The organism is Pseudomonas sp. UBA6323, from assembly GCF_002439135.1.
Classification (GTDB): domain Bacteria; phylum Pseudomonadota; class Gammaproteobacteria; order Pseudomonadales; family Pseudomonadaceae; genus Aquipseudomonas.
Window position 1 is genome coordinate 95,817 of record NZ_DJSX01000065.1, and the last position, 11,513, is coordinate 107,329.

Annotated in this window: 9 protein-coding genes and 1 riboswitch; of the genes, 2 read left to right on the forward strand and 7 right to left on the reverse strand. The window is 65.6% G+C overall.

Annotated features, from left to right (window positions below; all coding sequences use genetic code 11):
* Window positions 1-6 precede the first annotated feature (6 nt).
* Window positions 7-450, forward strand: coding sequence for an acetyltransferase (locus B3P22_RS15140; protein WP_296271543.1), 444 nt, complete (start codon window positions 7-9; stop codon window positions 448-450).
* On the opposite strand, the gene B3P22_RS15145 is transcribed toward B3P22_RS15140, so the two are convergent.
* On the reverse strand, window positions 440-1,783 hold the full coding sequence (locus B3P22_RS15145) for a PLP-dependent aminotransferase family protein (protein ID WP_296271544.1): 1,344 nt from the start codon (window positions 1,781-1,783) through the stop codon (window positions 440-442). The genes B3P22_RS15140 and B3P22_RS15145 overlap by 11 nt on opposite strands.
* Before the next feature lie 80 nt (window positions 1,784-1,863).
* On the opposite strand from B3P22_RS15145, the gene B3P22_RS15150 reads away from it, so the two are divergent.
* Entirely contained in the window at window positions 1,864-2,835 is a 972-nt protein-coding gene (locus B3P22_RS15150) for a threonine dehydratase (RefSeq protein ID WP_296271545.1), read from the forward strand.
* A 148-nt stretch (window positions 2,836-2,983) separates the two neighbouring features.
* On the opposite strand, the gene B3P22_RS15155 is transcribed toward B3P22_RS15150, so the two are convergent.
* The 6 genes from B3P22_RS15155 to B3P22_RS15180 form a co-directional block, all read right to left on the reverse strand.
* Entirely contained in the window at window positions 2,984-3,646 is a 663-nt protein-coding gene (locus tag B3P22_RS15155; RefSeq protein ID WP_296271546.1) for a hypothetical protein, read from the reverse strand.
* A gap of 109 nt (window positions 3,647-3,755) precedes the next feature.
* Window positions 3,756-5,228 (reverse strand): AMP nucleosidase, encoded by a 1,473-nt coding sequence (gene amn / locus B3P22_RS15160; protein ID WP_419096438.1) that lies wholly within the window; start codon window positions 5,226-5,228, stop codon window positions 3,756-3,758.
* 95 nt (window positions 5,229-5,323) lie between these two features.
* Entirely contained in the window at window positions 5,324-6,007 is a 684-nt protein-coding gene (locus B3P22_RS15165; RefSeq protein ID WP_296271548.1) for an energy-coupling factor ABC transporter permease, read from the reverse strand.
* A gap of 52 nt (window positions 6,008-6,059) precedes the next feature.
* A riboswitch (cobalamin riboswitch) is annotated at window positions 6,060-6,262 on the reverse strand.
* Window positions 6,263-6,537: 275 nt separating this feature from the next.
* On the reverse strand, window positions 6,538-8,187 hold the full coding sequence (locus B3P22_RS15170) for an acyl-CoA dehydrogenase family protein (protein WP_296271549.1): 1,650 nt from the start codon (window positions 8,185-8,187) through the stop codon (window positions 6,538-6,540).
* On the reverse strand, window positions 8,184-8,825 hold the full coding sequence (locus B3P22_RS15175) for a TetR/AcrR family transcriptional regulator (RefSeq protein WP_296271550.1): 642 nt from the start codon (window positions 8,823-8,825) through the stop codon (window positions 8,184-8,186). Before B3P22_RS15175 ends, B3P22_RS15170 begins: the two co-directional genes overlap by 4 nt.
* A gap of 242 nt (window positions 8,826-9,067) precedes the next feature.
* Window positions 9,068-11,461, reverse strand: coding sequence for a hybrid sensor histidine kinase/response regulator (locus tag B3P22_RS15180; protein WP_296271551.1), 2,394 nt, complete (start codon window positions 11,459-11,461; stop codon window positions 9,068-9,070).
* Between the last annotated feature and the right edge of the window lie 52 nt (window positions 11,462-11,513).

The window sequence follows — 11,513 nt, forward strand, 5'->3', positions numbered from 1 at the left end:
GCCGCCATGCCGCTGACTCTCGACACACCCAGCCCTGCCGAACTGTCCAACCTGGTGGAAATCTGGGAGGCCGCCGTGCGCGCCACCCACCACTTCCTGCCGGAGAGCGACCTGCAGGTGATCAAGCCGCTGCTGCGCGAGCAGTATTTCCCGGCCGTGCAACTGACCTGCGCACGCGATGAGTCGGGGCGAATCCTGGGTTTTCTCGGCACGGCCGAGGGCATGGTGGAAATGCTCTTCGTCGACCCAGCCTGCCACGGCCAGGGCGTGGGCAAGCGGCTGATGCAGCACGCCATCGACGCGCTGGGCGCCACGCGGGTCGACGTCAACGAGCAGAATCCGCAGGCCGTCGGTTTCTACCAGCACCTGGGTTTCGTCGTGACCGATCGCTCACGACTGGATGGCGGCGGAAGGCCCTTTCCGATCCTGCATATGACACTCAGCCGATAGGCCAGGCTGCGACTATCCCTTCCAGTGCACGCTTGAGTTCGACTCTGCTGGCTGCTGCAGCGAGGCTGATGCGTACCGCATGCCCCGGATTGGCCTCCACCGCGAACACCTCGGCCGGCACCACCTCCACGCCATGCTGCCGACAGGCCTCAGCCAGGCCGGCAGGCGGCGCGCCATCCAGCCACAGGTGCGGCGCCACCGCCCTGCCCTGCGGCATGCGCGGCCCGAGCACACGCGCGGCCAGGCGCCAGCGCTGCTGCAATTCTCCGATCTGCCAGGCCAGACGCCGTTCGGCGACGCCGCTTTCGACCCATTCGCAGGCCAGCGCCAGGCTCAGCGGCGTCACCGCCCAGCGGGTGGCCTGGGCCTCGGGGTCGATACGCTCGAGCAGCTCGGGTGCGCCGGCGATAAAGCCCAGGCGCAAGCCCGGGGCCACGCTCTTGGACAGGCTGCTGATCAGCAGACAGCGTTCGGGCACCTGCACCGCCAGCGGCGCGGCGCTGCCGAGCACGCCGTAGACGTCATCCTCGACGATCCACAGCTCGCGTCGGCGCGCCACCACGGCGATTGCGGCGCGGCGCTCGGCATCCAGACTGGCGCCGGTGGGGTTCTGCAGACAGGGCGTAAGCACCGCGACACGAGCGCCAGTTGCACGCGCCTGGCGGTCGAGGTCGTCGGGCAGGATGCCGTGCTCGTCCATCGCCACACCATGCAGCGGCAGGCGCAGCTGGCGCGCGGCTGCCTTGATCCCCGGCGCGGTGAAGCGCTCCACCAGAATAGGCTCGCCCGCCTCGCACAGCGCCAACAGGGCCGCTGACACACCCTGCTGGGCGCCAGCGCAGAGCAGCAGGCCGTTCGGCGCCAGTTCCAGACCGCGGCGGCGCAGCCAGGTTGCACCGGCCAGATGCGCACGCTCGACCAGCGCCGCCGAGGGATAGGCTTGCAGCGCATCCAGCTCGCCGCGCACAGCCAGCGCGGCGAGGCTGGCGGACAGGTCGCGGTTGTCCGGGTCATGCACCGGCACATTGGTCGACAGGTCGATCAACTCGCCCTGCACGGCCGGCTCCTTGAGGCGGAACAGGCTCGCCTCGCGGCTACCGGCCAGCACGTAGGTGCCGCGGCCGACCTCGCCGGAAACCAGATGCCGACGCGCCGCCTCGCGGTAAGCGAGCATCACCGTGCTCGGGTTGATACCCAGCGTCCAGGCCAGGCGCCGCTGCGGCGGCAGGCGTTCGCCGGGCTTGAGTTCACCGCGGCCGATGGCAGCGGCGATGGCCTCCACCAGGGCGAGGTAGGTGGGCAAAGCGCTGCTGGACAGGTCAGGGAGCCACATTGTTTGCCATGCAATATAAAGATTTACCCATACAATGCGCCGCACTAGCATCGGGGTCAACGCCACTCGGAGTACCCGTCATGTTCGACCTCGCCCAACTGCGCCAGAGCGCCGCACTGGTTCACCGCCATATGGCGCCCACGCCGCAACTGAGCTGGCCATTGCTGGCGCAGCGCACCGGCTGCGAGGTCTGGGTCAAGCACGAGAACCATGCACCCACTGCCGCCTTCAAGGTGCGCGGCGGGCTGGTCTATATCGACGCCCTGCTGCGCCGCGAGCCACAGGTGCGCGGGCTGGTCACCGCCACCCGCGGCAACCATGGCCAGAGCCTGGCGCTGGCTGCGCGCCAGGCGGGCCTGACCATCCGCATCCTGGTGCCGCATGGCAACGCACGCGAAAAGAACGCGGCGATGCGTGCCCTTGGCGCCGAAGTGATCGAGCATGGCCGCGACTTCGACGAAGCCCGCGCCGAAGCCGCGCGCCTGGCCGAACGTGATGGCCTGCACTGGGTGCCGTCACTGCATGAGGATCTGGTGCGCGGCGTGGCCACCTATGCTCTGGAACTGCTGGAGGCGGTACCGAATCTGCGTCGGGTCTATGTGCCCATCGGCCTCGGTTCGGGCATCTGCGGCATGATCCACACCCGCGATCTGCTCGGCCTCGACAGCGAAATCGTCGGCGTGGTCGCCAGTGGCGCCGATGCCTACGCGCAGAGTTTCGAACAAGGCCGGCTGGTGCAGACCGAACGCGCCGAGACACTGGCCGACGGCATGGCCTGCCGCCAACCGCAGCAATTGGCATTGGACGTGATCAGCGCCGGCGCCGCACGCATCCTACGGGTCGACGACGAGGAAATTCGCACCGCCATCCGCGCCTATCACGAGGACACTCACAACCTCGCCGAAGGCGCCGGCGCCGCCGCCCTGGCCGCGTTGATGCAGGAGGGTGAACTCAATGCCGGCCAGCGCGTGGCGGTGGTGCTCAGCGGCGCCAATATCGACCGGCTGGCGCTGGCCGACCTGCTGCGTGACGAAGCGCCAGCCGCAGCCTGACTCAGGCCAGCGGCAGAGGCTCGGCAGGCAGCCGTCCGGGCGTCTGCCGTAACCGGCGCGAAACGCCCCATTCCGCAGCGATCAGCGCCAGCAGCAGGCCGAGCTGAATCAGCACGGCGATATAGAACGGTTTGAATACATGGCTGATCTACCGCTTGAGCAAGCCGAGAAGGAACTCGGCGTGGAAGAGCTGCTCGATACGCGCATCCAGCACCTGATTCAGCACCTTCTCGTTAAGCCCGCTGTAACGGGCGGTTTTCTCCACTGCCATCTCGCCAATCGCCTTGCCCAGCAGACTGGCACGCAGCCGGCCGAGCAGGTCGAAGGCGATGCGCTCGGTAGTCGAGGCGTCGGCGCGCTCGGCAGCTTCTTGCAGCCGCTCATTACGCACATAGTCCAGCGCCAGCTGATTGAGCAGCGTTTGCACACTGACATCACGCGCGGCCAATAGCCCCTGCTGCTCCTGCACCTCGACATAGGCCTGGAAGTCGCTCCAGATGTCGTCGGCCAGTTCCTGCACCAGGGGCGCGTAGCTATCGAGATGGCGATTGATCTGCTGCTGGCTGCCATACAACAACCCACCCTGGAAGCCGAGGAAACCTCCGGCCAGCGGCAATAGCAGAAAGTAGAGTTTCAGCAGCCAGTGGTGCCAGCGGTTATTGCGTGCCAGCCAGCCCAATCGGTGCAACTTGAAAGCCAGCCACAGGCCGGCGACCGCGCCGAACAAAAGCGCCAGAGCTGTGCAGAGAAAAAGACTGAAAAAACTGAAGGGTTCCCACAGCGCCGTGAGCAGCAGACGTGCCTGATCCATGCGTATCGCCTCGTTCATCCATGAGGGCGCGAGTGTAAACCACAGGGCTGCAGGACACTGCCAGGGCGTGGCCGGACTGTGCGCCAGGCCACGCCACTCTTTCAGAGCCTCAGCGGAACGGCGGCTCGTCGAAGCTGCGCAACTTGCGCGAGTGCAGCGAGTCGAGCTGGCTGCGCATCAGCTCCAGCGCCGCGATGCCGATATGCAGGTGCTGGGTCACTGCGCGCTCATAGAAGGCACCCGCCGCACCGGGCAGCTTGATCTCGCTGTGCAGTGGTTTGTCCGACACGCACAGCAGCGTGCCGTAAGGTACCCGCAGGCGATAACCCTGGGCGGCGATGGTGCCGCTCTCCATGTCCACCGCCACCGCGCGCGACAGGTTGATCAGCGGACGCTCCTGCGCCCAGCGCAGCTCCCAGTTGCGATCGTCGTAGGTCAGCACGGTGCCGGTACGCAGGCGCTTTTTCAACTCGTCGCCCTCTTCACCGGTGACCAGCTTGGCGGCCTCCTGCAGCGCCTGCTGCACTTCGGCCAGCGCCGGCAGCGGGATATGCGGTGGCAGCACGCGGTCGAGAATGCCGTCACGGCGCATATAGGCGTGGGCCAGCACGTAGTCGCCGATGGTCTGCGACTGCCGCAGGCCACCGCAGTGGCCGATCATCAACCAGCAGTGCGGGCGCAGTACGGCCAGGTGGTCGGTGATGTTCTTGGCGTTGGACGGACCGACACCGATATTGACCAGGGTGACGCCGTGGCCGTCATCAGCCTGCAGGTGGTAGGCCGGCATCTGATAGCGGTGCCAGACCACGTTCTCGATGATCGCCTGCATCTCGCCTTCGGCCATGCCACGCTCGATCACCACGTTGCCCGGCAGCACCATGCGGGTGAAGCGCGAGTCGCCCACCAGCATGTCCAGGCCATGGCGGATGAACTGGTCGACGTAGCGGTGGTAGTTGGTCAGCAAAATCCATGGCTGCACATGATTCCAGTCGCTGCCGGTGTAGTGCTGGATGCGCTTGAGCGAAAAGTCGGTGCGCGCGGCATCGAACAGCGCCAGCGGCAGCGGATCGATGTTCTCCCAGTCATACAGGCCGTCGGCGGTACCATCGGTGGCGGCGGACAGGTCGGTGCTGGGGAAAACCCGCGCCAGCTCGGCGGCGGTGACGCCACTGCCGGCCAGCTCATCACCCCCCTCGACCACGTAGGGATAGGGAATGTTCTGCTGGCTGCGGCCGACTTCCACACGCAGGGTGAAATCGTTCATCAAAGGGCGCAGCTGCTCCAGCAGGTATTTGCGAAAGGCCGCCGGCTGGGTCACGGTGATGGCGTAGGTGCCCGGAATCTGCACCTTGGCGTAGGCGCGCACAGTGGTCGGCACCTCGCCCTGGCACAGGTAGGTCAGGCGCAATTCGGGATAACGGAACAGGCAGTGCTCGCTGGCATCCGGGCGGATGCGCTCCTTGAGATAACGTTTGAGCGCATGGCTCAGGGCACCAGTGGCTTCCTGGTGCAGCGCGGCAAGGCGATCGACCGCCTCTTCGGGAGTGTGGGCAATGATGAAATCATCTGAGCAGACTTTCACGGCGCATCTTCCTGACTGAACGTACGCGCCTATCTTGCCTGCATCCTTGTGGCAAAACATAGCGTGGCGACCGGGAATCGGTCGCCACGCTGCGATCAGGCGGCTGCCTGATGCAGGCGCGCGTTGAACAGCGGACCCTGGCTGAAACGCGACAGCGCCTTGGCTGCGGCCAGCACGCCCAGGTCGATCAGCGGCTCGATCAGGATCACGCTCATATAGGCCAGGCCGAAGCTGCCCACGGCTGCCAGGTTCTCGCTGGAGAAACCATGACCGTAGAAAGCCCAGAACGCGACCCAGGCGACGATGCCGCCCTGATAGGCAGTCGACAGCGCCAGTGCCTGCTTGTAGGAAAGATCGACGTACGCAGTGCCGGGCGTGACGATGCGTTTGGCCAGCAGGCTGATGCCCCACAGCGGGATCAACAGCGTGGTGACGTTCATACCGTATTGCGGCAAGTCGAACTGGGCGAACAACAAGCCTTGCAACAGCAGGCCCGCAGCCAGGCCAATGGCTGCGGCACCGGCGCCGAACAGCAGCAGCAGGGTCGAGCCGAGGATCAGGTGTACTTCGGAAACGCCCACCGGATGATGCGGGAACACCTCGAAGAAGCAGTATACCAGCGCGGTGGTCAGCAGGCTGCGCAGCGCCAGGGCGGCAGCACCACCGTTGTTGCGGACACTGTCCAGAGCGAGTTTGGCGGTCAGGCCAAAAGCGGTGACGGCTGTTGCGTAGCTGAGTAGGATCTTGGCGCCTTCGACGACGCCCGGTTCGATATGCATGCGAGTTCCTTTGCCGCGCCCACCGCGCGACGATTCGGATGAAGGATGGGCGAAACGCCCGTTGCCGATGGCAGGTCTCCTGGCTCACGGCTTGGCACTTCGCCCGCCTTCCCGACCGAAGTCAGTGGCATCCGGGCATCGTTCGCCGCTTACAGTTGCGGGGGCAGCCAGGGCATTGGCGAAATTCGCCGCACCCTGTTCCCTTTTCATCCGCGTCACGACTGTGAACGCAGAACCATCGGCCGCCAGATTACTCGCCCGTCTGGCTAAAAAACAGCGGGCCAGACTGATCGCTGAGCCCTCCTCGCGCATGCAGAAAACACCCGCGGTCAATCAGCGATATGCGGCCACTGCGCTAGCTCATCCCCGCTGGCGCGGGGAACTCGTAGCACGCTCCAGCACAATCGCGGCATAGGCCGGTTCATCCCCGCTGGCGCGGGGAACACTCTTAGCGTAACCAATTGTTCCCAAAGGGAAAAATCAGCCACTAAAAATCTACCAACTTTTTCTTGTTAAAGATCGCAGCCACATCAAAGCAGATGTGGCGTGCTGCGCGCCAGCAGCGCGTCGACGTCGACGCCGCGCGGGAGGGTGCCGTAGACCCGGCCGCGGCCTTCCAGGCGGCTGGCGATAAAGGCGTCGCTGACCACGCTGTTGCCCGCCTCCAGCAGCAGCTTGGCCTGCAATGCCACGGCCACGTCTTCGGTGAGCTGGCGGGCGCGGTATTGGATGTCGGCGGTATCGGCAAAATCGGCTTTCAACCGTTGGATATGCGCCTTGAGACGGGCATCACCATGGCCGTCGCCCAATTCAGTGAACAGTGCGTCGAGCACGCCCGGCTCCTTGGACAACGCGCGCAGCACGTCCAGGCATTGCACGTTGCCGGAGCCTTCCCAGATCGAGTTGACCGGCGCTTCGCGGTACAGGCGCGGCAGGATGGTTTCCTCGACGTAACCGGCGCCGCCCATGCACTCGCTGGCCTCGTAGATCATTTCCGGCGCGCGCTTGCAGATCCAGTACTTGCCCACCGCGGTGACCAGGCGGGCGAACTTGTCTTCCAGCTCGTCATGCTGATGGTCGAGCGCGCGACCCATGCGCATGCACAGCGCCAACGCGGCTTCGCTCTCCAGCGCCAGGTCGGCCAGCACGTTCTGCATCAGCGGCTGGTCGGCGAGGATCTTGCCGCCCACCTGGCGATGCGCGCAGTGGTGCGCGGCCTGGGTCAGCGCCTGGCGCATCAGGCTGCTGGAACCGACCATGCAGTCGAAACGGGTCATGGCCACCATCTCGATGATGGTCGGCACGCCGCGCCCTTCCTCGCCGAGCATCCAGGCGAAGGCGCCGCGGTATTCTACTTCGCTGGAGGCGTTGGCCCAGTTGCCCAGCTTGTTCTTCAGGCGCTGGATGTAGAACGCGTTGCGCGTGCCGTCCGGGCGGTGGCGCGGCAGCAGGAAGCACGACAGCCCCTTGTCGGTGTAGGCCAGGGTGAGGAAGGCGTCGCACATCGGCGCCGAGCAGAACCACTTGTGGCCGACCAGCTCGTAGCCCTGCCCCGGCCCGCCGAGACCGATGGGATAGGCACGAGTGGTGTTGGCGCGCACGTCGGTGCCGCCCTGCTTCTCGGTCATGGCCATGCCGATGGTGACGCCGGTCTTCTGCTCCATCGGCAGGTTGCGCGGGTCGTATTCGGTAGCGAGGATCTTCGGCAGCCACTGCTCGGCCACGTTGGGCTGCAGGCGAATGGCGGGCACCGCGGCAAAGGTCATGGTCAGCGGGCAGCCGCTGGCCGCTTCGGCCTGGCTGTGCAGGTAGGTGAGACCAGCACGGGCGACATGGGCGCCGGCACGCGGATCGGTCCAGGGCAGCGACGGCAGGCCGTGCTCGACCGCCGCACGCATCAGCTCGTGATAGGCCGGATGGAATTCGACCAGGTCGATGCGATTGCCGTAGCGATCATGACTCTTGAACACCGGCTTGTTCTCGTTGGCGAGAAAGCCGGCCTGCATCAGGGCACCGCCAGCCAGCGCACCATAGGCGCTCAGGCGTTCGTCCGCCCAGGCGCCGTCATAGCGGCGAACCCATTCCTGCAGCGGCAAGTCGAGGCGATAGAGGTTGGCGCCGTCCAGGCTCGGCACCTGGTTGAACACCTCATGGGTTTCGGCGTGCAGGCTGGGTCTCATCGCGTGGGCTCCTCGGCGCCGACGGCGCGCAGGCAGAAGGTGGCAAGGCTGGCGCTGACCTGCGCCAGCTCCAGAGTGGGTTTACCCGCTTCGCGCGCGGCGCGAGCAGGCGGTGAAAGTGGCCCGACCAGGGCCTCGGCAATAGCGCCAACCAGACAGGCCGCCACCAGGCCGATCGGCTCGACGCGAAACTCGCCGGCTCCGGCGCCCTCCTCCAGCAGGTCGCTGAACAGTTCGGCGTAGGCTTCGCGATAGAGCAGGCGCTGCTCGTCGACTTCGGGATCGACCGGCTCGGCGATCAACGCGAAGGCCAGACGGCGGCTATGCCAGGCGCGGGCGGCGAATTGCTCCAGGCCGAGGCGCAGGCGCTCGCTGGCGCTGCCCGGCCCGCGCAAGGCGGCAGCCAGGGCATCCACTTCGCGCTGACTGGCCGCGGCGAAGACTTCGGCGGCCAGCTCGCCCTTGCTGCGAAAATGGCGGTACAGGCTGCCGGTGGCGATACCAACGTCGTCGGCCAGCGCCTGCATGGTCAGGGCCGCGAAACCACCGGCGCTGACCCGCTCCAGCGCGCAGCCGAGAATGCGCTGGCGCTGCGCCTGGTCGCGGTCGATTCGCGCTTCGGTGATGCGGTAGGCCATGGTCTGAATCCTGATTCATTGCCAAACAGTGAACCAGGATTCAGATCATGGCTAAAGGGACGATCCGGCCAAATCTGCGGCCGAACGGACATCGCTAGACAGGTTGAGCCAAAGCCGTCGATAGCGCGGAAGGACTTGTCGTGGCCAGGCACAAGTACCTAGTGCAACGACCGTAGACATCGGCCACTAACAGACCGGCATAGCCTTCATGCGGGTTGCACCCGCCCTACGCAGGCCCAGCGCTAGGAGACGGCGGGCGGCCTGCACAGCACCCAGTCATGCAGCAGCACGCGCAGCTCGTCGAACTTGACCGGCTTGGCCAGGTAATCGCTCATGCCCGCGGCCAGGCAGCGCTCGCGGTCACCGCTGTGGCTGTGCGCGGTAATCGCCAGCACCGGCAGCTCGTCACAACCGGGAAGCGCACGAATCGCGCGGCAGGTGGCGAAGCCATCCATCACCGGCATCTGGCAGTCCAGCAGCACGGCATCGACGCTTTCACCGCGCAGCAGCTCCAGCGCCTCGGCCCCGTTGTCGGCGGTGCGCACGCGGTAGCCCAGTTTGAGCAGCATGCCGCGCGTCACCAACTGGTTGATCGCGTTGTCCTCGACGATCAGCACCGTGCACTGCTGCGCCTGACGCAGCGCGATGCCACTCGGCAAGCGCTGGGGGCGCGCGACCGGCATCGCCTGCTGCTCCGGAAGCGTCAGCGGCACGTTGAGGCGAAAGCGGCTGCCGACATCGGGCTGCGACTCGTGGCTGAGACTACCGCCAAGCAGATCGACCAGTTGCCGGCAGATCGCCAGGCCGATGCCCAGGCCGCCGTACTTGCGGGTCATGGAGCCGTCAAGTTGGTGGAAACGTTGATACAGGTCGCCCTCGCCCTGGACGAAGCCGATGCCACTATCGCTGACCACCACGCTCAGCGGCAGATGACTGCCCTGGCTGCCTGCACGCCCGACCTGCAGCGCCACGCCCCCCTCGCTGGTGAACTTGATGGCGTTGTCCAGCAGATAGCCCAGGGCCTGAGCCAGCTTGGTGGCGTCGCCCTCCAGGGTGTCGGGCAGGTTGTCCTCAAGCTCCAGGGTGAAGCTCAGCCCCTTGTCCTCGGCACGCGGCGCGTATTGCGCACGCAGGCCGTCGAACAGGCCGCGCAGGCTGAACGCCTCACGCCGCGGATAGAGCTTGCCGGCCTGCAGCTCGGTCAGGGCGAGGATGTCATTAACCATGCGCATCATGTCGCGCGCCGATGTGGCGGCAGTCTTTTGGTACTGCTCCAGCTCGACATCCATCTTCACCGTCTGCATCAGCTCCAGCGAGCCGATCACGCCGTTCATCGGCGTGCGTAGCTCATGGGTCACGGTGGCGAGGAACTCGTCCTTGAAGCGGTTGCTGTCGGCCAGCTCCTGGTTCAGTTCCTCGAGCTTGCGCCCGGCCTCCTGGAGGATGCGCGCGCGCTCTTCCTTCATCGCGTTGATGCGATCGGCCAGCGCCAGCGACAGTAGGCTGACCTCCAGCGCCGAGCCGATCTGGCTGGCGTACATGGTGAGAAAGACGTTGGGCAGATAGCCCAGCACCATCAGCGTGTTGACGATGCCGCCGACGAGGAAGGCCGTCCAGGCAAAGATGAAGTAGCGCGCCACGCGCATGCCGCGCAGCCAGGCGAGGATACCGGCAGCGAAGATCGCCACGGTGAACAGCAATGCCAGGTAGGTGGCCAGGCGCAACGCCGTTGCATAACTGATGCACAGCGCCAGGATCATCACCCCGGCGCCGCAGGCCATGAGCAGCAGCAGCAGGCGATCGACCCAGGGGCTGTGCTCGGCGGTATGCAGGAAGCTGCGCGCGAACTGGCAGCCGAACAGGGCCGCCGAGCCGATCAAAAAAGGCGTCGCGGCGTTGGCCCACCACGGGCTGTTGGGCCAGAAGAACTCGATGCCGGCACCGTTGACCGATACCTGATAAAGGCCGAACGAGGCGATGTAGAGAATGTAATAGAGGTAGCTGGTGTCGCGCACGCTGAGGAAGATGAACAGGTTGTACACCAGCATCACCAGCAGCACGCCGTAGATGATGCCGAGCATGTAGATGCGCCCGGGCTGCTCCTCCAGATAAGCGTTGGGCGCCCACAAGGTCAGCGGCGCCTGGATCGACCCCTGGCTTTCCAGGCGTAGGTAGATGCGCTTGACCTGCCCCGGCTCCAGGTTCAATTCGAACAGATAGTTGTTCTGGCGGATCTGCCGGCTGTCGAACGGCAACGCATCGCCGGTGCGCTGCGCCAGGGCGAAGCGACCGTCCCTGGCGGGGAGATAGAGCTCGAGATGATCGAGCGGCGGGTAGGCCAACTCCAGCAGCCAGTTTCGGTCACCCTTCGCCTGCACGGGGCGATATTCAAAATCCAGGCGCAACCAGAACACCGAACGCGAATAACCGGCGTTGAGTACGGGCTTGTCATGCAGGCGGAAGCTGCCCTGCACGGCCGGCGAGGCGACGTCGTCGATGCTGGCGTCGCCGCGCACGTCCTCGAACACGTACATGCTCTGCCCCAATGGCAGCATGCGCATCTGTTCGTCGAAGGTAACGGCGCTCGCGAACGAGCAGAAAACGAGGCTCAAGAAGAGCAGGAGCAGCCGGTGCATACGACCCCACGAGCCCTGTCGAACGACATCGGGACCCCATTACCCCATCGAT